This window comes from Mesorhizobium sp. LSJC285A00 (assembly GCF_000503155.1).
Lineage (GTDB): Bacteria > Pseudomonadota > Alphaproteobacteria > Rhizobiales > Rhizobiaceae > Mesorhizobium.
On record NZ_AYVK01000045.1, the window covers coordinates 1 to 24328 of the forward strand.

Genomic DNA, 24328 nt, shown 5'->3' on the forward strand with positions numbered 1-24328 from the left:
AGAAGCTGCGCTTCGCCATCCGTGAAGGCGGCCGTACCGTCGGTGCCGGCATCGTCGTCACCATCAAAGAGTAATTTAGACTTAAACCGATCTGTCGCGGGCGCAGGATTTGCCCGCGCCGCGCCAGAACAAGGAAGTGACGCATGAACGGACAGAATATCCGCATCCGCCTGAAGGCGTTTGATCACCGCGTGCTTGACGCCTCGACGAAAGAAATCGTGTCGACGGCCAAGCGCACCGGAGCAAACGTCCGCGGCCCCATTCCGCTGCCGACGCGGATCGAAAAGTTCACGGTCAACCGGTCGCCTCACGTCGACAAGAAGAGCCGCGAGCAGTTCGAGATGCGCACGCACAAGCGTCTGCTCGACATCGTCGATCCGACCCCGCAGACGGTCGATGCTTTGATGAAGCTCGATCTGGCCGCCGGTGTCGACGTCGAGATCAAGCTCTAAGGGAATGAGAGCGCGGTAAGGGGCGGTGCCCCTGGCCCGGAACTCTAAAGGAATTGAACCGATGCGTTCAGGTGTGATTGCAAAGAAGGTGGGAATGACCCGCATCTATAATGATGCCGGGGAACATGTTCCCGTCACCGTTCTCCAGATGGAGAACTGCCAGGTCGTGGCTCAGCGCACGCAGGAGAAGAACGGCTATACGGCCGTCCAGCTCGGCGTTGGCCTTGCCAAGGTGAAGAACACGTCGAAGGCGATGCGCGGCCATTTCGCGACCGCTTCCGTCGAGCCGAAGGCGAAGGTCGCCGAGTTCCGCGTCTCCGCCGACAACATGATCGATGTCGGCGCCGAGATCACCGTCGAGCACTTCGTCGCCGGCCAGAAGGTCGATGTGACGGGCACGACGATCGGCAAGGGTTTCCAGGGCGTCATCAAGCGCCATCACATGGGTGGTGGCCGCGCGACGCACGGTAACTCGGTTTCGCACCGTACGCACGGTTCGACCGGCCAGCGTCAGGACCCGGGCAAAGTGTTCAAGGGCAAGCATATGGCTGGCCACATGGGCGACACCCGCGTCACCACACAGAATGTCGAGATCGTTTCGACCGACGCCGATCGCGGCCTGATCCTGATCCGCGGTGCGGTTCCCGGATCGAAGGGCGCCTGGATCCTGGTCCGCGATGCGGCCAAGGTGGCACTGCCGGCCAATGCGCCGAAGCCTGCCGCGATCCGCGCCGTTGCTGCCGAGAGTGGCGCCAAGAACGAGGCTCCGGCCGCAGAGGGAGCAGAATAATGGATCTCAAGATCACAACGCTTGGCGGCAAGGACGCCGGCAAGGTGAAACTCTCCGAGGAGATTTTCGGCCTTGATCCGCGCGAGGACATCCTGCAGCGCGTCGTGCGCTGGCAGCTGGCCAAGCGCCAGCAGGGCACGCACAAGGCCAAGGGACGCGCCGAAATCGCGCGCACCGGCGCTAAGATGTACAAGCAGAAGGGTACGGGCCGCGCCCGTCACCATTCGGCACGCGCTCCGCAGTTCCGCGGCGGCGGCAAGGCCCACGGCCCGGTCGTTCGCAGCCACGAGCACGATCTGCCGAAGAAGGTGCGCGCTCTGGGCTTGCGGCATGCTCTCTCGGCCAAGGCCAAGAGCGCGTCGATCATCATCATCGACGAGCTGAAGCTGACCGAGGCCAAGACGAAGGCGCTGATCGCGAATTTCGCGACACTGGGCCTGACCAACGCCTTGGTGATCGGCGGTGCCGAGCTTGACCAGAACTTCAAGCTGGCGGCGACCAACATCCCGAACATCGACGTGCTGCCCATCCAGGGCATCAACGTCTACGACATTCTGCGCCGCGGCACGCTGGTCCTTTCGAAGGCCGCCGTCGAGGCTCTCGAGGAGCGCTTTAAATGACCGACCTCCGTCATTACGACGTGATCGTCTCGCCGGCGATCACCGAAAAGTCGACCATGGCTTCCGAGAACAACCAGGTTGTTTTCAACGTCGCCAAGAAGGCGTCGAAGCCGGAAATCAAGGCCGCTGTCGAAGCGCTGTTTGGCGTCAAGGTTACGGCCGTGAACACGCTTGTCCGCAAGGGCAAGATCAAGCGCTTCCGCGGCACGATCGGCCGCCAGAGCGACGTCAAGAAGGCGATTGTGACACTGGCCGACGGCCAGTCGATCGACGTCGCGACGGGTCTCTGAGCTAGGCCGCGAGGACAACAAACATGGCACTTAAAAAATTCAACCCGGTAACGCCGAGCACCCGCCAGTTGGTCATCGTCGACCGCTCGGGCCTCTACAAGGGCAAGCCCGTCAAGGGACTGACCGAAGGCCTGACCAAGTCGGGCGGCCGCAACAATCACGGCCGCATCACGGCCCGCTTCATCGGCGGCGGTCATAAGCGTTCGTACCGCATCATCGACTTCAAGCGCCGCAAGTTCGACGTCGTCGGCACGGTCGAGCGCATTGAATACGATCCGAACCGCACCGCCTTCATCGCGCTGATCAAGTATGACGATGGCGAGCTGTCCTACATCATCGCTCCGCAGCGCCTTGCCGCCGGCGACAAGATCGTGGCCGGTGAATCGGTCGACGTGAAGCCAGGCAATGCGATGCCGCTGGCCTCGATGCCGGTCGGCACGATCGTCCATAACATCGAGCTGAAGCCGGGCAAGGGCGCCCAGGTTGCCCGCTCGGCAGGTGGCTACGGACAGCTGGTCGGTCGCGACCAGGGCATGGCGATCCTGCGCCTCAACTCGGGCGAGCAGCGGGTCGTTCACGGCTCCTGCATGGCCACCGTCGGCGCCGTGTCGAACCCCGACCACGGCAACATCAACGACGGCAAGGCCGGCCGCACGGTCTGGCGCGGCAAGCGCCCGCACAATCGCGGCGTGACCATGAACCCGGTCGACCATCCGCATGGCGGTGGTGAAGGCCGCACCTCCGGTGGCCGTCATCCGGTCAGCCCGTGGGGCAAGCCGACCAAGGGCAAGAAGACGCGGTCCAACAAGGCGACCNAGGCGACCGACAAGTTCATCCTGCGCTCGCGCCATCAGCGCAAGAGCTAAGAAGAGGTAACGCCAAGTGACTCGTTCTATTTGGAAAGGCCCCTTCATCGACGGCTACCTTCTCAAGAAGGTGGACAAGGTTCGTGAAGGTGGTCGCAATGAGGTGATCAAGATGTGGAGCCGTCGCTCCACCATCCTGCCGCAGTTCGTCGGCTTCACCTTCGGTGTCTACAACGGCCAGAAGCATGTTCCGGTCTCGGTGAACGAGGACATGGTCGGTCACAAGTTCGGTGAATTCGCTCCGACCCGGACCTATTACGGTCACGGCGCGGATAAGAAGGCGAAGAGGAAATAATCATGGGCAAGGCCAAAGCTCCGCGCAGGCTTGCTGACAACGAAGCGCGCGCCGTTCTGCGCACGATCCGTATCAGCCCGCAGAAGCTGAACCTGGTTGCCGCGCTGATCCGCGGCAAGAAGGTCGCGACAGCGCTTTCCGATCTCGAATTCTCGGCCAAGCGGATTTCCGGCACGGTCAAGAAGACGCTGGAATCGGCGATCGCCAACGCGGAAAACAACCACGACCTCGACGTCGATGCGCTGATCGTGGCGGAAGCCTATGTCGGCAAGTCGATCGTCATGAAGCGGTTCCATGCTCGTGGCCGCGGTCGCGCCAGCCGTATAGAAAAGCCGTTCTCGCACCTCACGATCGTCGTTCGTGAAGTCGAAGAAAAAGGGGAGGCCGCATAATGGGTCAGAAAGTCAATCCGATCGGTCTGCGCCTCGGCATCAACCGCACTTGGGATTCGCGCTGGTTCGCGAACACCGGCGAGTACGGCAAGCTGCTGCATGAGGACATCAAGATCCGCAAATATCTTGAAAAGGAACTCAAGCAGGCTGCGATTTCCAAGGTCGTGATCGAGCGCCCGCACAAGAAGTGCCGTGTCACCATCCATGCGGCGCGCCCGGGCCTGATCATCGGCAAGAAGGGCGCCGACATCGAAAAGCTTCGCAAGAAGCTGATGGAGATGACGAAGTCCGAGACGCACTTGAACATCGTTGAAGTGCGCAAGCCGGAAATCGACGCAACCCTGGTCGCCCAGTCGATCGCCCAGCAGCTCGAGCGTCGTATCGCGTTCCGCCGCGCCATGAAGCGCGCCGTTCAGTCGGCCATGCGCCTTGGCGCCGAAGGCATCCGCATCAACTGCGCCGGCCGTCTCGGCGGCGCCGAGATTGCGCGCATGGAATGGTACCGCGAGGGCCGCGTGCCGCTGCATACGCTGCGCGCCGATGTCGACTATGGCACGGCCGAAGCGCACACGGCTTACGGCATCTGCGGCGTCAAGGTCTGGGTGTTTAAGGGCGAAATCCTCGAGCACGATCCGATGGCTTCGGAGCGTCGCGCGACCGAGGGTGATGCTGCGCATGGCGGTGGTGGTGATCGCGAACGCGGTCGTCGTCGCGAAAACGCCTGATTATTTAGGAATTTGGAGTTAGAACGATGCTGCAGCCAAAGCGCACAAAGTTCCGCAAGCAGTTCAAGGGCCGTATCCATGGTACCGCAAAGGGCGGCACCAACCTGGATTTCGGTGGTTTCGGGCTGAAGGCGCTTGAGCCGAACCGCGTCACCGCGCGTGAGATCGAAGCGGCCCGCCGCGCGATCACTCGTGAGATGAAGCGTGCCGGCCGCGTGTGGATCCGTATTTTCCCTGATGTGCCGGTGACGTCGAAGCCGACTGAAGTGCGCATGGGCAAGGGCAAGGGCGCTGTCGATTACTGGGCGGCGCGCGTAAAGCCGGGCCGCATCATGTTCGAGATCGACGGCGTCAACGAAGAAACCGCCCGTGAGGCGCTGCGTCTCGGCGCGGCCAAGCTCTCGGTCAGGACGCGCTTCGTACAGCGCATCGCAGAATAAGGACGGGCTGATCATGAAAGCCGAAGACATCCGGACCAAGACCCAGGACCAGCTGACCGACGATCTGGCCAGCCTGAAGAAGGAGCAGTTCAACCTGCGCTTCCAGAAGGCCACCGGCCAGCTCGAGAAGACCGCGCGCGTGCGGCAGGTTCGCAAGGACATTGCGCGTATCAAGACCATCGCTGCGGAAAAGTCCGCGGCCAAGAAGGCTTAAGGACGAAAATCATGCCAAAGCGCATTCTGCAGGGCACTGTCGTCAGCGACAAGAACGAGAAGACGGTAGTCGTCAAGGTCGAACGGCGCTTCACGCATCCCGTGATGAAGAAGACCGTGCGCATGACCAAGAAGTACAAGGCGCACGACGAGAACAACGCCCACAAGGTCGGCGATCAGGTGTTCATCCAGGAATCGAAGCCGATTTCCAAGGACAAGCGCTGGATCGTCGTGTCTTCGGACCAGGCGTAACAAACCGAATTTTGGACAGACCGGGGAGGGGCTTTGAGCCCGTCCCGTTAGAAGAGAAGAAGGCGGCCAGTCATGATTCAGATGCAAACAAACCTCGACGTCGCGGATAATTCCGGCGCCCGTCGTGTCATGTGCATCAAGGTGCTGGGCGGCTCGAAGCGGAAATACGCTTCCGTAGGCGACATCATCGTGGTGTCGATCAAGGAAGCCATTCCGCGCGGCCGCGTTAAGAAGGGCGATGTGATGAAGGCGGTCGTGGTTCGCACGGCCAAGGACATCCGCCGCCCGGACGGCAGCGTGATCCGTTTCGACAAGAACGCGGCCGTTCTCGTCGACAACAAGAAAGAGCCGATCGGCACGCGTATCTTCGGACCGGTTCCGCGCGAACTCCGCGCCAAGAACCACATGAAGATCATCTCGCTCGCGCCTGAAGTGCTGTAAGGAGCCGGACCAATGCAAAAGATTAGAAAAGGCGACAAGGTCGTCGTGCTGGCCGGCAAGGACAAGGGCCGTTCGGGCGAAGTCCTCTCGGTTCAGCCGAAGGAAGACACCGCGCTGGTGCGCGGCGTCAACATGATCCGTCGTCACCAGAAGCAGTCCCAGTCCCAAGAGGGCGGGATCATCACCAAGGAAGCGCCGATCCAGCTGTCGAACATCGCGCTCGCCGACCCCAAGGATGGCAAGCCGACCCGCGTCGGCTTCATCTTCCAGAAGGACGGCAAGAAGGTGCGCGTCGCCAAGCGCTCGGGAGAAGTCATCAATGGCTAAGGCTCAAACCACGAAGCCCAAGGCTGAAAGCAAACAGTCCAAGGCCCAGAACACGCCGCGCCTCAAGCAGGTCTACAACGAGACCATCCGCAAGGCGCTGCAGGAGCAGTTCGGCTACGAGAACGAGATGCAGGTTCCGCGCATCGACAAGATCGTGCTGAACATGGGCGTCGGCGAAGCGACCGCGGATTCGAAGAAGCCTTCGATCGCGGCCGAAGACCTGGCGATGATCGCCGGCCAGAAGGCCGTCGTCACCCGCGCCCGTAATTCGATCGCCGGCTTCAAGGTCCGCGAGAAGATGCCGATCGGCGCCAAGGTCACGCTGCGCAAGGAACGCATGTACGAGTTCCTCGACCGTCTCGTGAACATCGCACTGCCGCGCGTCCGCGACTTTCGCGGACTGAATCCGAAGAGCTTCGATGGCCGTGGCAACTACGCCATGGGCATCAAGGAACACATCGTGTTCCCGGAGATCAACTACGACAAGGTTGATCAGATCTGGGGCATGGACGTCATCGTTTGTACGACTGCGAAGACGGACGACGAAGCCAGGGCATTGCTCAAGGCCTTCAACTTCCCCTTCCGCCAGTAACGGCAGCGAGAAAAGGAAAAATCTGAAATGGCAAAGACCAGCTCAGTCGAGAAGAACAACAGGCGCCGCAAGCTTGCCGACCAGTACGGTCCCAAGCGCGCAGCGCTCAAGGCGATCATCATGGACCAGTCCAAGCCGATGGAAGAGCGTTTCCGCGCTCAGCTGAAGCTTGCTGCCCTGCCGCGCAACTCGGCCAAGATCCGCATCCGCAACCGCTGCGAAGTTACCGGCCGTCCGCGCGCCTATTATCGCAAGCTCAAAGTATCGCGCATCGCGCTTCGTGATCTCGGCAATAACGGCCAGATCCCGGGCCTGGTCAAGTCGAGCTGGTAAGGAGGACATAACATGTCATTGAGCGATCCTCTCGGCGATATGCTGACCCGCATCCGCAACGCGTATGGCCGTAAGAAGTCGAGCGTTTCGACGCCGGCGTCGCGCCTGCGTACCCGCGTCCTCGACGTGCTGAAGGCTGAAGGCTATATCCGCGACTACAGCCAGACCGACTTCGACAACGGCAAGTCCGAAATCGAAATCGAGCTGAAGTATTTCGACGGTGCTCCGGTCGTGCGCGAAATCGCCCGCGTCTCGAAGCCTGGCCGCCGCGTTTACGTTTCGGCCAAGTCGATCCCGCACGTCGCCAACGGCCTCGGCATCGCCATCCTTTCGACGCCGAAGGGCGTGATGGCCGATCACGAAGCACGCGAACAGAATGTCGGCGGCGAAATCCTCTGCCAGATTTTCTAATTCGGCAGACCTGAAACAAGAGAAGTGACGAGGACAACCAAATGTCTCGTATTGGAAAGAAACCCGTTTCGCTGCCGCAGGGCGTGACCGCGACCGTCAACGGCCAGACCGTGACGGCGAAGGGCCCCAAGGGCGAGCTGAAGTTCGTGGTGAACGACGAAGTGCTGGTCAAGATGGAAGGCAGCGAAATCGCTGTCCAGCCGCGCGACCAGACCAAGACCGCCCGCTCCAAGTGGGGCATGTCGCGCACGCAGATCGTCAACATCCTGCAGGGCGTCAAGGACGGTTTCGAGAAGAAGCTCGAGATCACCGGCGTCGGCTATCGCGCGGCACTTCAGGGCAAGAACCTGCAGCTGGCGCTTGGCTTCAGCCACGACGTCGTTTACGAGACGCCGGCCGGCATCACGATCACTGTGCCAAAGCCGACGGAAATCACCGTGACCGGCATCGACAAGCAGCAGGTCGGCCAGGTTGCAGCCGAGATCCGCGAGTATCGCGGTCCCGAGCCCTACAAGGGCAAGGGTGTCCGCTATGCCGGCGAGAAGATCGTCCGCAAGGAAGGCAAGAAGAAGTAGTAGGCCTGGCCCCGAAAAGTTGCAGACTTTTCGGAAAAGGCCAAGCCAAAGAAGTGCAACGCCGCGGGGAGCGGTCGCGGGAGGCGCTTTCGCCTACCGCACATGGCGGCCCCCGTTTTTTGAAGGCAAGGAAGATTATCATGGCTACCAAGGAATCCATCCAGCGCCGCGCGCAGCGCGTCCGCCGCCAGATCAAGAAGGTCGCCGGCGAACGTCCGCGTCTCTCGGTTCACCGCACGTCGAAGAACATCTACGTGCAGGTCATCGACGACGCCAAGGGCCATACCATCGCGGCTGCGTCGACACTCGAGAAGGACCTCAAGGGTTCGCTCAAGACCGGCGCCGACACCGAGGCAGCAGCCGCTGTTGGCAAGCTGATCGCCGAGCGTGCTTCGAAGGCCGGCGTCAAGGAAGTCGTCTTCGACCGCGGCGCCTATATCTATCACGGCCGCGTCAAGGCGCTGGCCGAGGCTGCCCGTGAAGGCGGTCTGAGCTTCTAATTGCCTGATCCCGAACCGAAGGTCAGCGCAGCAAAAAGTTGCAGACTTTTCGGACAAGATCATGCAAGGAAAAATAATTCGCCCCCGGTGACCCAAAGAGGCGCACCGGATCTTATCAGCAACCGTGCTTCCGGAAAAGAACAAGGAACAGGATATGGCACAGGAACGTAGGGATGGCGGCCGCGGCCGCGATCGTGAAGAACGCGATGACGGCATGGTGGACAAGCTCGTCCACATCAACCGCGTCGCCAAGGTCGTCAAGGGCGGCCGTCGCTTCGGTTTTGCAGCACTCGTCGTCGTCGGCGACCAGAAGGGCCGCGTCGGCTTCGGTCACGGCAAGGCGCGCGAAGTGCCGGAAGCGATCCGCAAGGCAACCGAGTCGGCCAAGCGCGACATGATTTTCGTGCCGCTGCGCTCGGGCCGCACGCTGCACCACGACGTCGAAGGACGCTGGGGCGCCGGACGCGTGCTGCTGCGCGCTGCCAAGCAGGGTACCGGCATCATCGCCGGCGGCCCGATGCGCGCTGTCTTCGAGACGCTCGGCATGCATGACGTGGTCGCCAAGTCGATGGGTTCGTCGAACCCCTACAACATGGTTCGGGCCACATTCGACGCGCTGAAGAGCCAGATGCATCCCAAGGATGTGGCTGCTGCGCGCGGCATCAAGTATTCGACCCTTCAGGCCCGCCGCGGCACCGCCGTTGCGGCTGAAGAATAGTCGATCTGACCAGGGATTTTGACCATGGCCAAGAAAGCAACCAAGACCATCACCGTTGAGCAGATCGGTTCGCCGATCCGCCGCCCGAAGGAACAGCGCGCAACGCTGGTCGGCCTCGGCCTCAACAAGATGCACAAGCAGCGCACGCTGGAGGACACTCCCTCGGTGCGCGGCATGATCGCTGCCGTCCAGCATCTCGTCCGCGTCGTGGACGAGGGCTGAGCAAAAGCGCAGGAGAACCCAGATGAAACTCAACGATCTGCGTGACAAGGACGGCGCGACGCACTCCAAGAAGCGTCTCGGCCGTGGCATCGGCTCCGGCTCCGGCAAGACCGGCGGTCGCGGCGTCAAGGGCCAGAAGGCGCGCTCCGGCGTTGCCATCAACGGCTTCGAGGGCGGCCAGATGCCGCTCTATCGGCGCCTGCCGAAGCGTGGCTTCAACAACATCTTCGCCAAGAGCTTTGTCGTCGTGTCGCTGGCTCGTATCCAGACGGCGCTCGATGCCAAGAAGCTCGACGCCAAGGCGACCGTGACGGCCGAGGCACTCGTTGCCGCCGGCGTCATCCGCCGCGTCAAGGACGGCGTGCGCATCCTCTCGGACGGCGAGCTCAAGGCAAAGCTTGCCTTCGACGTCGCCGGCGCCTCCAAGGCCGCGATCGAGAAGATCGAAAAGGCCGGCGGTTCGGTCAAGCTGCCGGAAGCGGCAGCGGAGTAACGGCAATTTGAAGCGCGGTCGGCAGGAACGGTATCCGTTTTTGTTCATGATTGCGCTTTGATCCAATCAATTAGGCGGCCGCGTCAACGCGGCCGCTTGCATGTTTAGAGCCCGGAGCTTATCTCGTGAGCTTCGGTGCCACGCGCCGCCTGAGCTGCGGGCATCGAGCGTGACATACAAATCAAAGAAGTAGCGCATGACGTTGTCCGAAAACCGCTTCACACTTTTCGGCATCATGCTCTAGCGGAGAATCAGGCATGGCTTCGGCTGCTGAACAACTAGCCTCGAATCTGAACTTTGCGGCTTTCGCCAAGGCGGAGGACCTGAAGAAGCGAATCTGGTTCACCGTCGGCGCGCTGCTCGTCTATCGCCTCGGCACCTATATCCCGCTGCCCGGCATCAATCCGGATGCATTCGCGCAGGCCTTCTCTTCGCAGGCCAAGGGCGTGCTCGGCATGTTCAATATGTTCGCCGGCGGCGCCGTGCAGCGCATGGCGATCTTCGCGCTCGGCATCATGCCTTACATCTCAGCCTCCATCATCATGCAGCTGATGACCTCGGTCATTCCGTCGCTGGAAGCGCTGAAAAAGGAAGGCGAGCAGGGCCGCAAGGTCATCAACCAGTACACGCGCTACGGCACGGTGCTCTTGGCGCTGGTGCAGGCCTACGGCATTTCAGTGGGCCTGGAAGGCGGCAACGGCATCGTCAATGATCCCGGCATGTTCTTCCGCATCTCGACCGTCGTCACGCTGGTTGGCGGCACCATGTTCCTGATGTGGCTGGGCGAGCAGATCACCGCCCGCGGCATCGGCAACGGCATTTCGCTGATCATCTTTTCCGGCATCGTCGCCGGCCTGCCGCGCGCCATCTCCGGCACGCTGGAGCTCGGCCGCACCGGCGCCCTATCGACCGGGCTGATACTCGCGATCATCGTGCTGGCCATCATCGTCATCGCGCTGATCGTGTTCTTCGAGCGCGCGCAGCGCCGCCTGCTGATCCAGTATCCGAAGCGCCAGGTCGGCAACCGCATGTTCCAGGGCGATACCTCGCATCTGCCGCTGAAGCTCAACACGTCGGGCGTCATTCCGCCGATCTTCGCGTCGTCGCTGCTTTTGCTGCCGGCAACGGTCGCCGGCTTCTCGCAGACGACAAACCTGCCGGCCTGGGCAAGCACCGTGCTCGCTTCGCTCGGCCACGGCCAGCCGCTCTACATGCTGTTCTATGCGGCAATGATCGTGTTCTTCGCCTTCTTCTACACGGCCATCGTGTTCAATCCGAAGGACACCGCCGACCAGCTCAAGAAGCATTCCGGCTTCATTCCGGGCTACCGTCCGGGTGAGCGCACTGCCGATTACATCGACTATGTCCTGACGCGCATCACCGTCGTCGGCGCCATCTATCTGGTGCTGGTGTGCCTGCTGCCCGAGTTCCTGATTTCGGCGACTGGCGTACCATTCTACCTCGGTGGCACATCGCTTCTGATCGTGGTCAGTGTAACCCTCGATACGGTGGCGCAGATCCAGGGTCACCTGATCGCGCACCAGTATGAGGGCCTGATCAAGAAGTCGAAGCTGCGCGGGGGGAAGAAGGCCAGATGAGATTGATATTGCTTGGGCCGCCAGGAGCGGGCAAGGGGACGCAAGCACAAAGACTGGTAGAAAAATACGGCATACCGCAGCTGTCGACGGGTGACATGCTGCGGGCGGCCGTGCAGGCCGGCACCGAAGTCGGCAAGCGCGCCAAGGCGGTGATGGATGCCGGCGAGCTGGTTTCCGACGCCATCGTCAACGCCATCGTGGCCGAGCGCATCGATCAGCCCGATTGCACCAACGGTTTCATTCTCGACGGCTATCCGCGCACGCTGGTGCAGGCTGATGCGGTTGAATCGATGCTCGCCGAGCGCGGCATTGGCCTCGATGCCGTGATCGAGTTCGTCGTCGACGACAAAGCGCTGGTCGGCCGCATCGTCAAGCGCGCCGACGACGCCAAGGCCGCCGGACAGCCGGTGCGCAAGGACGACAATCCGGTGGTGTTCGAAGAGCGCCTGCGGGAATATTACAAGAAGACCGCGCCGCTGATCGGCTATTATTATGCCAAACGCTCGCTTAGGAGTGTCGACGGCATGGCCCCTGTCGACACCGTGACGGCGGAGATTGAAGCGCTGCTCGCGGCGGTGACGCGGGAAACCGTTACGGCAAAGTAAAGATTGCGCTTGACTGGAACGGTTCGCTGGGTTATGGCGGCCCGTCTTCCTATCAGGCATGAGGCTTGCTTGTCCGCAAGGGCAAGGCAGCCGCATTGAAACTAGGGAACTCCCGCAAGGGCCGGCCTCCACCGGACGCGGGGTAATTTGAACAGCGCCGCGCATGCCTTGTTTTGAAGGCCGGCCGGTCCCACATGGAGAAGAGAAGAATATGGCTCGTATAGCCGGCGTCAACATTCCGACCAACAAGCGCGTCGTCATTGCGCTTCAGTACATTCACGGCATTGGCAAGAAGTTCGCCCAGGAGATCGTCGACAAGGTCGGCATCCCGGCCGAGCGCCGCGTCAACCAGCTGACGGACGCGGAAGTGCTGCAGATCCGCGAGACCATCGACCGCGACTACCAGGTCGAAGGCGACCTGCGCCGCGAAGTGTCGATGAACATCAAGCGCCTCATGGACCTCGGCTGCTACCGCGGTCTGCGTCACCGCCGTTCGCTGCCGGTTCGCGGCCAGCGCACGCACACCAATGCACGCACCCGCAAGGGCCCGGCCAAGTCGATCGCCGGCAAGAAGAAGTAAGTGAGCGATAGCGAGTGGCTATTAGCGAGTAGGGGTTCCCTATTCGCTGGTCCCTGCTCACTACTCGCTTTCAAAGGTGGAGCCGCTGGCATTACGGCGGTGTAGAGATCAACTGAAAGGACTATCATGGCCAAGGAAGCCGCTCGTGTTCGCCGTCGCGAACGCAAGAACATCTCGTCGGGCGTTGCCCACGTCAATTCGACCTTCAACAACACGATGATCACCATCACCGACGCGCAGGGCAATTCCATTGCCTGGTCGTCGGCCGGTGCCCAGGGCTTCAAGGGTTCGCGCAAGTCGACCCCGTTTGCCGCCCAGATGGCTGCCGAAGACGTCGCCAAGAAGGCCCAGGAACACGGCATGCGCATGCTCGAAGTCGAGGTCTGCGGACCCGGCTCCGGTCGTGAATCGGCGCTTCGCGCCCTGCAGGCTGCCGGCTTCACCATCACCTCGATCCGTGATGTGACGCCGATCCCGCACAATGGCTGCCGCCCGCGCAAGAAGCGCCGCGTCTAAGACATTACCGAACGCCGCGTGAGCGCCTCAAGGCGCTCCTCCACGGCACTCCAGGTCGCCCGCCACGATTGGATGGTGGCGGGTCAACGGAAGGAAAGCATCATGATCCAGAAAAATTGGCAGGAACTGATCAAGCCGAACAAGATCGAGTTCTCGTCGAAGAAGAAGACGCTGACCACGCTGGTCGCCGAGCCGCTCGAGCGCGGCTTCGGCCTGACGCTCGGCAACGCGCTGCGCCGCGTGCTTTTGTCTTCGCTGCGCGGTGCGGCTGTCACCGCCGTGCAGATCGACGGCGTTCTGCATGAATTCTCGTCGATTGCCGGCGTGCGTGAGGACGTGACCGACATCGTCCTCAACATCAAGGAAATCGCCATCCGCATGGAAGGCGATGGTCCCAAGCGCATGGTCGTTCGCAAGCAGGGCCCGGGTGCGGTTCTGGCTGGCGACATCCAGACGGTTGGCGACGTCGAGATCCTCAACCCGGACCACGTCATCTGCACGCTGGACGAGGGCGCTGAAATCCGCATGGAATTCACCGTCGACACCGGCAAGGGTTACGTGCCGGCCGACCGCAACCGCGCCGAAGACGCGCCGATCGGCCTGATCCCGGTCGACAGCCTGTATTCGCCGGTCAAGAAGGTCTCCTACAAGGTCGAAAATACCCGCGAGGGCCAGGTTCTCGACTATGACAAGCTGACCATGACCATCGAGACCGACGGTTCGATCTCGGGCGAGGACGCGGTGGCATTCGCTGCCCGCATCCTGCAGGACCAGCTTGGCCTGTTCGTCAATTTCGACGAGCCGCAGAAGGAAGTCGCCACCGAAGCCGTCACAGAGCTCGCCTTCAACCCGGCGCTGCTCAAGAAGGTCGACGAACTCGAGCTTTCGGTGCGTTCGGCCAACTGCCTGAAGAACGACAACATCGTCTACATCGGCGATCTCATCCAGAAGACCGAAGCCGAGATGCTGCGCACCCCGAACTTCGGCCGCAAGTCGCTGAACGAGATCAAGGAAGTGCTCGCGGCGATGGGCCTGCACCTCGGCATGGAAGTGCCGGACTGGCCGCCGGAAAACATCGAAGACCTCGCCAAGCGTTACGAAGACCAATATTGAGCATGAATTTCCAAGGATCGGCGGCGTGGGCCGCTCGATCCGACGGTCATGCGGAAAACCATCAGAGGCCACGGCCTCTTGAACAACTGAAGAAGGAAAAGAGCCATGCGCCACGGTTTTAAAGGCCGCCGCTTCGCCCGAAGCATTAGCCATCGCAAGTCGATGTTCGCCAACCTCGCCGTGTCGCTGCTCGAACACGAACAGATCGTCACCACCCTGCCGAAGGCGAAGGATTTGCGTCCGATCGTCGAGAAGCTGGTGACGCTCGGCAAGCGCGGCGACCTGCATGCGCGCCGCCAGGTCATTGCCCAGATCGGCAATGAAGGCGTCGTCAAGCGTCTGTTCGACACCATCGCGCCGCGCTACGCCACCCGCAATGGCGGCTATCTGCGCATCATGAAGGCCGGCTTCCGCCACGGCGACAATGCCGCCATGGCAGTCATCGAGTTCGTCGATCGCGACACCTCGGCCAAGGGCGCCGGCGACCGCGCCCGCATCGAGGCCGAAGGCACCGACGAGGAAGCCGCTGCCGCATAAGGCTCGGTTTTTCAGGAATGACTTCAAGGGGCCTTCGGGCCCCTTTTTTGCATTGTCGCGAGGGCATGCTTCGCCAGGCTTTTTTGCCTGCCGGCCAAGTGCTTTTGCACGACAATCGCCGCATTTCAGTGCATTAGCCTTTCATTCTGCACAATCGTCGGGACAATGCCCCCGAACTTGCCTTGGAGGATTCGCGAATGCGCGCCAACCGACTGTCTCTTGTTCTGCTCTTCGCCATGATGGCGTTCGCAGCCGCGCCGACAGTCAGGCAGGCTCTGGCCGAGGACGCCGCCAAGCCAGCCGATCCGGGGCTCTCCGATGTGCTGACCGACCTCCTGCATGGCGTCGAAGGCGAGAACGGCACCTCCGGTCCCGACAAGCGCGTGCCGTTCGGCCGCGAAGAGGTACAGCTGTCGTTTGCGCCCCTGGTCAAGCAGACGGCGCCGGCGGTGGTCAATGTCTATGCTTCGCAGACGGCCAAGGTCACGTCGCCCTTCGACGGCGATCCTTTCTTCGAGGAATTCTTCGGCCGCGCGCAGCCGCGCGCGCAATCCTCGCTCGGCTCGGGCGTGCTGGTCGATCCAAGCGGCGTCGTCGTCACCAATTTCCACGTGATCAAGGATGCCGACGAGGTCAAGGTCGCGACCGCCGACGGGCGCGAATTCACCTCGAAGGTCATGCTCAAGGACGAGACGCTTGACCTCGCCGTGCTCAAGATCAACTCCGACAAGCCCTTTCCGGTGATCGCCATCGGCGATTCCGACGCGCTCGAGGTCGGCGACCTGGTGCTGGCCATCGGCAATCCGTTCGGCGTCGGCCAGACCACCACCAGCGGCATCGTGTCGGCGCTTGCCCGCAGCCATATCGGCGTTTCGGATTCGGGCTACTTCATCCAGACCGACGCCGCCATCAATCCCGGCAATTCCGGCGGCGCGCTGATCAACATGGGCGGCCAGCTGGTCGGCATCAACACCGCCATCTACAGCCGCAGCGGCGGCTCGATCGGCATCGGCTTTGCCATCCCGGCCAACATGGTGCGCGCCTTCGCCGACGCGGCCAAGGCCGGGCTCGATTTCTTCGAGCGGCCTTATATAGGCGCCGAGTTCGAAGCGGTCACACCGCAGATCGCCGAATCGCTTGGCATGGAGAAGCCGACCGGCGCGCTGGTGTCGTCGGTTGAGGAAGCCGGACCGGCGGCCAAGGCAGGGCTGAAGCCCGGCGATGTCGTGCTGCAGCTCAATGGCACGACGGTCGAAGGCATCGAGGCGCTGGATTACCGCATGGCGACCCTGTCGATCGGCACCAAGGCGACCTTCGCCATCCTGAGCAAGGGCCAGCAGGCGACGATGGAGATCGCACTGGAGCGCGCGCCGGAAGGAGCCAAGGCTTCGGAAGTGACGCTGCATGGCCGCAGCCCGTTTTCCGGCGCCAAGGTCGCGGAACTGTCGCCCAGGCTCGCCCAGCGCCTCGGCCTGCGCACCGACCTCAAGGGCGTCACCGTGGTCGACATCAACCGCGATTCGCCGGCCGCCGATTTCGGCTTCCAGCCGGGCGACATCGTGCGCGAGGTGAACGGCACGACGGTCGATACGGCGGCGACACTGGCGCAGCTTGCCCAGCAGGATACACGCTGGTGGCGCTTTACCGTCGAGCGCGGCGGGCAGATACTGCGCCAGGTGTTGCGTTACTGAGGCGATCTTCCCATTTCTGAGGATCGTGCTCCAACCAGAAGACCTAGATGGCCGATCTGTTCAGCGTCGATGAACCGGAAAGAGCGCCGCCCGGCCGGCCTTTGGCCGATCGGCTGCGCCCGAAAAATCTTGGCGAGGTCGTCGGCCAGGAGCATTTGACCGGGCCGGACGGCGCGCTGACGCGGCTGATCAACTCGGGTTCGCTCGGCTCGATGATTTTCTGGGGACCGCCGGGAACCGGCAAAACAACCGTTGCACGGCTGTTGGCCGGTGAGACCAGTCTTGCGTTCGAGCAGATATCGGCGGTGTTTTCCGGCGTCGCGGACCTGAAGAAAGTGTTCGAGGCAGCGAAGCTGCGGCGAACCAATGGCCGGCAGACGCTGCTGTTCGTCGACGAGATCCATCGCTTCAACCGTGCCCAGCAGGACTCTTTCCTCCCGGTCATGGAGGATGGAACAGTTGTTCTGGTCGGCGCCACCACCGAAAATCCATCGTTCGAGCTGAACGCCGCGCTTCTGTCGCGAGCGCGGGTGCTGGTGTTTCACTCGCTGGGCGAGGAGAGCATCGCCAAGCTGATGACGCGCGCGGAGGAGACAGAGGGCAGGGCGCTGCCGCTCGATGAAGAGGCGCGGGCGATGCTCATCCGCATGAGCGATGGTGACGGCCGGGCCTCGCTGACGCTGGCCGAGGAAGTCTGGCGCGCCGCCAAACCCGGCGAGGTTTTCGATCCCGAAGGGCTGCAGCGCATCGTCCAGCGCCGCGCGCCGATCTATGACAAGGGCCAGGACGGTCACTACAATCTGATCTCGGCGCTGCACAAATCGGTGCGTGGGTCCGACCCGGACGCGGCGCTTTATTATCTTGCCCGCATGTTCGACGCCGGCGAGGATCCGCTCTATCTCGGCCGCCGGCTGGTGCGCATGGCGATGGAGGATATCGGGCTGGCCGACCCGCAGGCACTGGTTATCGCCAACGCCGCCAAGGACGCCTACGACTATCTCGGCTCGCCCGAAGGCGAACTGGCCTTCGCCGAGGCCACCGTCTATCTCGCCACCGCGCCCAAATCCAACGCCGTCTATACCGCCTTCAAGGCAGCCACGCGGGCGGCGAAGGAGTTCGGTTCGCTGCTGCCGCCCAAGCACATCCTCAACGCGCCGACCAAGCTGATGAAAGAGGAGGATTATGGCGCCGGCTACCGCTACGATCATGACCAGCCCGATGCCTTTTCCGGCCAGGACTATTTCCCCGAAAAGATGGGCCGGCAGACCTTTTACGATCCGCCCGAACGCGGCTTCGAGCGCGATATCAAGAAACGGCTGGACTATTGGGCAAAGCTGCGCAACGAGCGGGAAAAATAGGTGCGCGGGACAAACGGGACGAACTCGGCCTGCCCGCGATGAACTGAAATTCTGTCCCCGCCAGTCACAGCAGTGTGATTGTACCGCATGACAAAAAGCCCTATCACGTCGCATGACTCGGCCGGGAGGCTGCCAGGACGGGCGATAATTCGGAACGGGGACAGCGCGCCGCGCGAACAGAAATGACAAAATCCCTTCGCAAAATGCTTCGCCAGGCTGTGATTGCTGTCCCGCTGCTCGCGCTCGGATTCTATTTCATTCCGATCCTGACCACGATCTGGATCGTCTGCGGCCTGATCGATGTGCTGCGCAACGCCAACAAGGATCTGTCGCTGTTGCGCGGCTATTTCCTCGGCAATGGCATCTTCACCTGGCTGCTGTCGCCCTTCAATCTGCTGGTGGACCTCGTTTGCTACGGCAACCCGGGTGTGTGGAAGCTGGAGCAGTTTCCTGCCGATTATCAGCGCGAGGTCAACGAGGTTCTTGACGTCTTCAAGGCGCGCAAGGACGAGATCATCGCCGATATCGACGCCAATTTCGGCACCGGTCGTCGCGGCATGTATGTCTATCAGTGGTACGGCAAGCACCGGATCGACAATGTCGCGGAATTCAAGGATTTCAAATACATCAAGACCATTGCCGTGTCTGTCTTCAGAGGCAAGGAATCGACTTCCTGGCATTTCGGACCGCTGCGGCTCAGCCTGCGCATCCTCTACAATCTCTTGCCGGTGAAGGCAGAGGTTTTCGTCGAATGCAACGGCGCCAGGAATTACTGGCACGACAACCCGCTCTATATTTTCGACGACACGCTGCTGCACCGCTCGGTCAACGAGTATGACGGACGCCGCTACTGCGTGTTCATGGACATAATCCGCCCGTCGCCGTTCCCCGGTTTCATCGCCGGACTTCTGGCCATCGTTTCGGTCACCGTCGAGCGCATCAATTCCATGTTCTACAAGAACTGGAAGATGATCGGCTCGAGCAAGGCAAAGAAGGTCGAGACGACCTGAGGCGTTGGCCTGAAGGGATTGACCGCACTGCCTTGGCCGGGCAGTAAACGGGCATGTTCAATCTGCTTCTTGTTGTGGTCGGCGGCGGCATCGGCGCCGGCATCCGCCACCTGACCAACATCGGCACCTTGCGCCTCGTCGGCCCCAATTATCCCTGGGGGACGATGGCGATCAACATCGTCGGCTCATTTGCCATGGGGTTGTTCATCGCCGCGCTGATGCGGCGCGGCGGTTCCAATGAGCTCCGGCTGTTCGTCGCCACCGGCATCCTTGGCGGCTTCACCACCTTCTCCGCCTTTTCGCTCGATTTCGCGACCCTATGGGAGCGCGGAGCGACGCTGCCGGCGTTGGGATATGCGCTGGCCAGCGTCGTTGGCGCCATTATCGCCCTGTTTCTGGGACTTTGGCTCGCAAGAACCGTTTCATAGTGTTATTGCCCGGCCTAGAGCACGGCGCATCCTCCTGGACGCGCTGCAGAAACTTTGATCTTGCGCATGATCCTTTCCGAAAGCCGGAGTAGATTTTCGGGGTCACGCGTTAGAAACGGATAAAGCGAAAATCATGGCAGGCGTAGAACAGATCACGGTGGAGGCCGGCGAGGCGGGCATGCGGCTCGATCGCTGGTTCAAGACCCATTTCCCCGGTCTCGGCTTTGGCCATCTGCAGAAGTTGCTGCGCTCGGGCCAGATCCGCGTCGATGGCGGCCGGGTCAAGGCCGACAGCCGTGTCGAGCCCGGCCAGGTGGTGCGTGTGCCGCCGCTCGAGGTCGACAAGAAGGGCGAGAGTGCGCTTACGGGTTACTCGATCCGCAACCAGGGCGACGCCGATGTGCTGGCCAAGATGCTGATCCACGAAGATCCAAAAGTCTTCGTCTTCAACAAGCCGGCGGGCCTGGCGGTGCAAGGCGGCTCGGGCGTCACCCGCAATGTCGACGACATGCTGGAGGCCTGGCGCAGCCAGAAGGGCGAGAAGCCGCGCCTGGTGCACCGGCTCGACCGCGACACATCGGGCGTGCTGGTGGTTGCTCGCACAAGGCTTGCGGCGATGAAGCTTTCCGAGTCATTCCGGGCGCGTGAGACCAAGAAGACCTATTGGGCGCTGGTCAAAGGTGTCCCGCCCAAGCGCGAGGACAAGATCTCGACCTGGTTGATCAAGGAGCCGACCGAGGACGGCGACCGCGTGCGCGTGGCAGCCCATGGCGAAAAGGGCGCCGACCACGCCGTGTCCTACTATCGCATCATCGAGCAGGCGGCTCAGACGATGACCTGGCTGGAAATGGAGCCGTACACTGGCCGCACCCACCAGCTGCGCGTTCATGCCGCCTATATCGGCTGCCCGATCCTCGGCGACCCTAAATATTTCGAGGCCGACACCAACTGGGACTTTCCGGGCGGCATTCAAAACCGCCTGCATCTGCATGCGCGCCGCATCGTCATTCCGCACCCGGACAAGGGCGTCATCGACGTCACCGCGCCGATGCCGCCGCATATGCGCCAGAGCTGGAACCTGATCGGCTTCGACGACGCCAGCGCGGAGGACTGACATTGGCCGTCGCCTCGGCATTGGATCGCCGCGATGCGGTCGATCTGGCGGCTGCTTCCATCATGGTCGGGTTGACCTTTTCCTGGGGGCTGAACTACGTCGCCGCCAAGATCTCCTATGCCGGCTTCGATCCGGTTTTCGTCTCGATCGCACGTTCGATCATTGGCGGGCTCTGTGTGCTCGGCTGGTGCTGGCTGCGCGGCATCAGGTTGTTTAAGGCCGACGGGTCGCTTGTCGCCGGCATCATTGTCGGCGTGCTGTTCGGCGTCGAGTTCCTGTGCCTCTATATCGGGCTGGAATACACGACCGTTGCTCGCAACACACTGCTGGCCAACACCATGCCGTTCTGGGTCCTGATCGGCGGCCATTTCCTGCTCGGTGAGCGTATCAACGCGCGCAAGCTTGGCGGGCTCGTGCTTGCCTTCTGTGGCCTTGTGGCGGTGTTTTCCGACGGGATTGCCGGCGGCACAGACGTGACCTTGATGGGCGATCTGCTCAGCCTCGGCTCGGGCATCCTGTGGGCGGCGACCAGCATCGTCATCAAGCGTTCGAAACTGGTCGAGACCAGTGCCGAGAAATTGCTGCTTTATCAGCTGGCCGGTGCGGCCATTGTCGGTGTCCTGGTTCTGCCTTTCGCCGGCCCGCCGATCCGCGCGGTCAGTGCCTTGCCGACATTGGCGCTGCTGTTCCAGTCGCTCTATATAGTTGCCTTCACCTATGTGCTGTGGTTCTGGCTGCTCAGGCGCTATCCGGCATCGGGCCTGTCGAGCTTCGCCTTCCTGTCGCCGGTGTTCGGCGTTCTCTGCGGCGCTATCATTCTTGGCGAGGCGCCAACGACCAGGATCTTTGTGGCGCTTGGGCTGATCGCAGTCGGCCTGATCATCGTCAACCGGCCGGCGCGCAAGCAGGTACCTGGATAGAAAGTTCGACCATGCGTGACATCCTCAACGACCTCGAAGCGGGAAAGCATCTGTCCGATCCGGATCCGGTCCGCCGCGCCCAGATCCAGATGAAGACGCACCTGCCGAAGCGCTTCTACAAGGACGTGTCGGTCGTAGCTGTGGAGGACGGTTTTGTCGTCCAACTCGATGGCAAGCCGGTGCGCACGCCGGGCAAGGCGCTGCTGGCGCTGCCGACCGAAAAGGCCGCCGCCCTGGTCGCCAATGAGTTCGCTGCACAGGGCGAGACCATCGACCCGGTCACGATGCCGGTGCTGCGTCTGGTCAACACCGCCATCGACGGCGTCGCCAGCGACCCGCAGGCGGTGCTGGAGGACGTCTTGCGCTTCGCCTCGTCCGATCTGACCTGCTACCGCGCCGACGCGCCGCAGGGGCTGGTCGAGCGGCAGAACCAGCATTGGGATCCGGTGATCGACTGGGCGAGGGCGACATTAGGGGCTCGGTTCAACCTCGCCGAGGGCATCATCCATGTCGAGCAGCCGCGCGAAAGCCTCGCCGTCCTCGGCGCCCATCTTGCCCAGCGTGCCGAGCCGCTGCGGCTGGCTGCAATCCATGTCATGACTTCGCTGACCGGGTCGGCGCTGCTGGCGCTGGCGGTCGATTACGGCGCGCTCGACGGCGACGCGGCCTGGGCCGCCGGCCATGTCGACGAGGACTGGCAGGTCGAGCACTGGGGCCAGGACGCCGAGGCTGTCGCACGCCGCTCGGCCCGCAAACGCGACATGATGGCGGCCGTCGGCCTGCTCGACGCGCTGAAGACCTGATCCTCGGCCTTTTGCCGCACTGCACCTAATACCAAAGTCATAAATCCAAGGTCTGTCTGCCTCCGGGGGTCGCTTTCTGTCATTTTTTACGCCGATGGCTGGTTCGAGTCGCGTTCGGAGGGAACGCCGACGATGACGCCCAGCGTCGAAGGCAGACGATTCACGGGAGGACAGTTCAATGGCATTGGCATCGACCGCCGGCGGAAGCAGCCGCGGCATGACGCGGGAGGAGAAGAAAGTCATCTTCGCTTCCTCGCTCGGCACGGTTTTCGAATGGTATGATTTCTATCTCTACGGCGCATTGGCGGCCGCAATCGGCACCACATTCTTCGCCTCTTATCCGGAGGGGACGCGCAACATCTTCACGCTGCTGGTTTTCGCTGCCGGCTTCCTCGTGCGGCCGTTCGGCGCGCTGGTGTTCGGCCGTATCGGCGATCTCGTCGGCCGCAAATACACATTCCTCGTCACCATCACGATCATGGGCCTGTCGACCTTCCTGGTCGGCCTGCTTCCCGGTTCGGCGAGCTGGGGCATCGCGGCGCCCATCATCCTGGTTGGGCTGCGCATGCTGCAGGGCCTGGCGCTCGGCGGTGAGTATGGCGGTGCCGCGACCTATGTCGCCGAACATGCACCCGACGATCGCCGTGGCTTCTATACGTCGTGGATTCAGACGACAGCGACGCTTGGCCTGTTCCTGTCGCTGATCATCATCCTGGCCGTGCAGAATTCGTTGAGCAAGGAGGATTTCGCGGCCTGGGGCTGGCGCATTCCATTCCTACTCTCGGCCATCCTGCTCGCAATATCGGTCTGGATTCGCCTGACGCTTTCGGAATCGCCGGCCTTCGTCCGTATGAAGGAAGAGGGCAAGGGCTCCAAGGCGCCTTTGTCGGAAGCCTTCGGCCAATGGAAGAATGCAAAAATTGCGCTGCTGGCGCTTTTCGGCCTCACCGCCGGCCAGGCCGTGGTCTGGTACAACGGCCAGTTCTACGCACTGTTCTTCCTTACCAATGTGCTCAAGGTGGACGCGCAGTCGGTCAACATCATGGTCGCCATCGCGCTGGCGGTAGGCGCGATCTTCTTCGTCGTGTTCGGTTGGCTTTCCGACAAGATCGGCCGCAAGCCGATTATCATGGCCGGTCTTGCGCTGGCGATCGTCACCACTTTCCCGCTGTTTAAGGCGCTGACCTGGGCGGCTAATCCAGCTCTGGCAACGGCACAACAGACAACGCGTGCGACTGTGACCGCCGCGCCTGGCGACTGCAAATTCCAGTTCAACCCCACGGGCACTTTCAAATACACGACGTCATGCGATATCGCGACCGCCTTTCTCAGCAAGAACTCGGTGCCTTATGACGTCGTGACGACGGCAGCGGCTGGAACGCCTGCTACAGTCAAGATCGGCAACGAGACAGCTGAATCCTATGACGCGGTCGCGGCTGGCGATCAATTGAAGGCCAAAGAGGCAGCCTTCGGCAAGGCAATCAATATTGCCTTGCAGGATGGTGGTTATCCGCTGAAGCGCGCTGCCGCCAAGGTTGCCGACCAGAAGCTCGACGCCTTTGTCGCGGCCAACCCCGAACTGAAGCTCGACGCGGCAGCCATCCGCGCAGGCGAAAAGACCGCAGTCCCGACCGAGCAGGCGATCAAGGACAAGGTGCTGACCAAGGATGAGGCAGCCGGCGCCACCGAGGTGACCGTCTACAGCATTCCGGCAGCGGGTGCGTTTGCGATGTTTGCCGACCCGGCACAGGTCAACTGGGCCAAGGTCATCGGCATCCTGTTCATCCTGGTCCTCTACGTGACCATGGTCTACGGGCCGGTCGCGGCGATCCTGGTTGAGATGTTCCCGACCCGCATCCGCTACACCGGCATGTCGCTGCCCTACCACATCGGCAATGGCTGGTTCGGCGGCTTCCTCCCGGCGATCGTGTTCGCGCTCAGTGCCTACAAGGGCGATATCTACTACGGGCTCTGGTATCCGGTGGTGATCGCGGCAATGTCGCTGATCATCGGCATGATCTTCGTCAGGGATACGCTCGGCACCGACCTGCATACCAAACAGTAGCCGACAGGTCTGTGTCATACAAAAAACCCGGCGCGAGCGATCG

At 62.0% G+C, this 24328-nt stretch carries 35 protein-coding genes and 1 pseudogene; all 36 read left to right on the forward strand.

What is annotated here, in order from left to right; all coding sequences use genetic code 11:
- Positions 1-74: pseudogene (locus tag X726_RS1000000169750) on the forward strand (elongation factor Tu); the annotation flags it as partial.
- A 69-nt stretch (positions 75-143) separates the two neighbouring features.
- A complete protein-coding gene (gene rpsJ / locus X726_RS142365) occupies positions 144-452 on the forward strand; it encodes a 30S ribosomal protein S10 (protein ID WP_010909272.1) in 309 nt (102 codons plus the stop codon).
- A gap of 61 nt (positions 453-513) precedes the next feature.
- On the forward strand, positions 514-1242 hold the full coding sequence (gene rplC / locus X726_RS142360; protein WP_023682606.1) for a 50S ribosomal protein L3: 729 nt from the start codon (positions 514-516) through the stop codon (positions 1240-1242).
- The gene (rplD, locus tag X726_RS142355; protein ID WP_023672750.1) at positions 1242-1862 is read left to right on the forward strand and encodes a 50S ribosomal protein L4; all 621 of its coding nucleotides are present in this window, start codon (positions 1242-1244) and stop codon (positions 1860-1862) included. The genes rplC and rplD overlap by 1 nt, the downstream gene beginning before the upstream one ends.
- A complete protein-coding gene (locus tag X726_RS142350) occupies positions 1859-2152 on the forward strand; it encodes a 50S ribosomal protein L23 (RefSeq protein ID WP_023672751.1) in 294 nt (97 codons plus the stop codon). Before rplD ends, X726_RS142350 begins: the two co-directional genes overlap by 4 nt.
- Before the next feature lie 23 nt (positions 2153-2175).
- Positions 2176-3018, forward strand: coding sequence for a 50S ribosomal protein L2 (gene rplB, locus X726_RS142345; protein ID WP_023708486.1), 843 nt, complete (start codon positions 2176-2178; stop codon positions 3016-3018).
- Between the two features lie 16 nt (positions 3019-3034).
- On the forward strand, positions 3035-3313 hold the full coding sequence (rpsS, locus tag X726_RS142340) for a 30S ribosomal protein S19 (RefSeq protein WP_006205463.1): 279 nt from the start codon (positions 3035-3037) through the stop codon (positions 3311-3313).
- A 2-nt stretch (positions 3314-3315) separates the two neighbouring features.
- A complete protein-coding gene (rplV, locus tag X726_RS142335) occupies positions 3316-3705 on the forward strand; it encodes a 50S ribosomal protein L22 (RefSeq protein ID WP_006205462.1) in 390 nt (129 codons plus the stop codon).
- Positions 3705-4430 carry a 30S ribosomal protein S3 gene (gene rpsC, locus X726_RS142330; protein WP_023672753.1) on the forward strand — a complete coding sequence of 242 codons (726 nt, stop codon included), beginning with the start codon at positions 3705-3707 and terminating at the stop codon, positions 4428-4430. The genes rplV and rpsC overlap by 1 nt, the downstream gene beginning before the upstream one ends.
- A gap of 26 nt (positions 4431-4456) precedes the next feature.
- A complete protein-coding gene (gene rplP / locus X726_RS142325; protein ID WP_006205460.1) occupies positions 4457-4870 on the forward strand; it encodes a 50S ribosomal protein L16 in 414 nt (137 codons plus the stop codon).
- Positions 4871-4883: 13 nt separating this feature from the next.
- Positions 4884-5084: a 50S ribosomal protein L29 gene (gene rpmC / locus X726_RS142320; protein ID WP_006205459.1), complete on the forward strand. Its 201-nt coding sequence runs from the start codon at positions 4884-4886 to the stop codon at positions 5082-5084.
- Positions 5085-5095: 11 nt separating this feature from the next.
- Positions 5096-5335 carry a 30S ribosomal protein S17 gene (rpsQ, locus tag X726_RS142315; RefSeq protein ID WP_010909280.1) on the forward strand — a complete coding sequence of 80 codons (240 nt, stop codon included), beginning with the start codon at positions 5096-5098 and terminating at the stop codon, positions 5333-5335.
- 72 nt (positions 5336-5407) lie between these two features.
- Entirely contained in the window at positions 5408-5776 is a 369-nt protein-coding gene (rplN, locus tag X726_RS142310; RefSeq protein WP_006205457.1) for a 50S ribosomal protein L14, read from the forward strand.
- 12 nt (positions 5777-5788) lie between these two features.
- Positions 5789-6103 carry a 50S ribosomal protein L24 gene (rplX, locus tag X726_RS142305; RefSeq protein ID WP_013531428.1) on the forward strand — a complete coding sequence of 105 codons (315 nt, stop codon included), beginning with the start codon at positions 5789-5791 and terminating at the stop codon, positions 6101-6103.
- Positions 6096-6695: a 50S ribosomal protein L5 gene (gene rplE / locus X726_RS142300; RefSeq protein ID WP_023672755.1), complete on the forward strand. Its 600-nt coding sequence runs from the start codon at positions 6096-6098 to the stop codon at positions 6693-6695. The genes rplX and rplE overlap by 8 nt, the downstream gene beginning before the upstream one ends.
- Before the next feature lie 27 nt (positions 6696-6722).
- Positions 6723-7028: a 30S ribosomal protein S14 gene (gene rpsN / locus X726_RS142295; protein WP_010909282.1), complete on the forward strand. Its 306-nt coding sequence runs from the start codon at positions 6723-6725 to the stop codon at positions 7026-7028.
- 12 nt (positions 7029-7040) lie between these two features.
- Positions 7041-7439: a 30S ribosomal protein S8 gene (rpsH, locus tag X726_RS142290; RefSeq protein ID WP_006205453.1), complete on the forward strand. Its 399-nt coding sequence runs from the start codon at positions 7041-7043 to the stop codon at positions 7437-7439.
- Between the two features lie 41 nt (positions 7440-7480).
- Positions 7481-8014, forward strand: a complete 534-nt coding sequence (gene rplF, locus X726_RS142285; RefSeq protein WP_023682603.1) for a 50S ribosomal protein L6 — start codon at positions 7481-7483, stop codon at positions 8012-8014.
- A gap of 140 nt (positions 8015-8154) precedes the next feature.
- Complete coding sequence (rplR, locus tag X726_RS142280; protein WP_023682602.1) at positions 8155-8514, forward strand: 50S ribosomal protein L18; 360 nt, start codon at positions 8155-8157, stop codon at positions 8512-8514.
- Positions 8515-8668: 154 nt separating this feature from the next.
- The gene (gene rpsE / locus X726_RS142275) at positions 8669-9232 is read left to right on the forward strand and encodes a 30S ribosomal protein S5 (RefSeq protein ID WP_006333394.1); all 564 of its coding nucleotides are present in this window, start codon (positions 8669-8671) and stop codon (positions 9230-9232) included.
- Positions 9233-9256: 24 nt separating this feature from the next.
- The gene (gene rpmD / locus X726_RS142270; RefSeq protein ID WP_006205449.1) at positions 9257-9454 is read left to right on the forward strand and encodes a 50S ribosomal protein L30; all 198 of its coding nucleotides are present in this window, start codon (positions 9257-9259) and stop codon (positions 9452-9454) included.
- A gap of 22 nt (positions 9455-9476) precedes the next feature.
- On the forward strand, positions 9477-9947 hold the full coding sequence (gene rplO, locus X726_RS142265; protein ID WP_023672760.1) for a 50S ribosomal protein L15: 471 nt from the start codon (positions 9477-9479) through the stop codon (positions 9945-9947).
- 257 nt (positions 9948-10204) lie between these two features.
- Positions 10205-11545 (forward strand): preprotein translocase subunit SecY, encoded by a 1341-nt coding sequence (secY, locus tag X726_RS142260; RefSeq protein WP_023672761.1) that lies wholly within the window; start codon positions 10205-10207, stop codon positions 11543-11545.
- Positions 11542-12150: an adenylate kinase gene (locus X726_RS142255; protein ID WP_023688414.1), complete on the forward strand. Its 609-nt coding sequence runs from the start codon at positions 11542-11544 to the stop codon at positions 12148-12150. Before secY ends, X726_RS142255 begins: the two co-directional genes overlap by 4 nt.
- 211 nt (positions 12151-12361) lie before the next feature.
- A complete protein-coding gene (gene rpsM / locus X726_RS142250; protein WP_006205445.1) occupies positions 12362-12730 on the forward strand; it encodes a 30S ribosomal protein S13 in 369 nt (122 codons plus the stop codon).
- A gap of 126 nt (positions 12731-12856) precedes the next feature.
- Complete coding sequence (gene rpsK, locus X726_RS142245; RefSeq protein WP_006205444.1) at positions 12857-13246, forward strand: 30S ribosomal protein S11; 390 nt, start codon at positions 12857-12859, stop codon at positions 13244-13246.
- 102 nt (positions 13247-13348) lie between these two features.
- A complete protein-coding gene (locus X726_RS142240; RefSeq protein WP_023682599.1) occupies positions 13349-14359 on the forward strand; it encodes a DNA-directed RNA polymerase subunit alpha in 1011 nt (336 codons plus the stop codon).
- A 105-nt stretch (positions 14360-14464) separates the two neighbouring features.
- Positions 14465-14896: a 50S ribosomal protein L17 gene (gene rplQ / locus X726_RS142235; protein WP_023682598.1), complete on the forward strand. Its 432-nt coding sequence runs from the start codon at positions 14465-14467 to the stop codon at positions 14894-14896.
- 197 nt (positions 14897-15093) lie between these two features.
- Complete coding sequence (locus X726_RS142230; RefSeq protein WP_023672765.1) at positions 15094-16587, forward strand: DegQ family serine endoprotease; 1494 nt, start codon at positions 15094-15096, stop codon at positions 16585-16587.
- Between the two features lie 47 nt (positions 16588-16634).
- On the forward strand, positions 16635-17945 hold the full coding sequence (locus tag X726_RS142225; RefSeq protein ID WP_023672766.1) for a replication-associated recombination protein A: 1311 nt from the start codon (positions 16635-16637) through the stop codon (positions 17943-17945).
- Positions 17946-18127: 182 nt separating this feature from the next.
- On the forward strand, positions 18128-18955 hold the full coding sequence (locus tag X726_RS142220; protein ID WP_023672767.1) for an aspartyl/asparaginyl beta-hydroxylase domain-containing protein: 828 nt from the start codon (positions 18128-18130) through the stop codon (positions 18953-18955).
- Between the two features lie 53 nt (positions 18956-19008).
- Complete coding sequence (gene crcB / locus X726_RS142215; protein ID WP_023672768.1) at positions 19009-19383, forward strand: fluoride efflux transporter CrcB; 375 nt, start codon at positions 19009-19011, stop codon at positions 19381-19383.
- Between the two features lie 133 nt (positions 19384-19516).
- Entirely contained in the window at positions 19517-20497 is a 981-nt protein-coding gene (locus X726_RS142210; protein WP_023672769.1) for an RluA family pseudouridine synthase, read from the forward strand.
- Positions 20498-20499: 2 nt separating this feature from the next.
- Positions 20500-21417, forward strand: a complete 918-nt coding sequence (locus tag X726_RS142205) for a DMT family transporter (protein ID WP_023672770.1) — start codon at positions 20500-20502, stop codon at positions 21415-21417.
- A gap of 11 nt (positions 21418-21428) precedes the next feature.
- Complete coding sequence (locus X726_RS142200) at positions 21429-22220, forward strand: ATP12 family chaperone protein (RefSeq protein ID WP_023672771.1); 792 nt, start codon at positions 21429-21431, stop codon at positions 22218-22220.
- A gap of 178 nt (positions 22221-22398) precedes the next feature.
- Complete coding sequence (locus X726_RS142195; protein ID WP_023672772.1) at positions 22399-24285, forward strand: MFS transporter; 1887 nt, start codon at positions 22399-22401, stop codon at positions 24283-24285.
- Positions 24286-24328 lie beyond the last annotated feature (43 nt).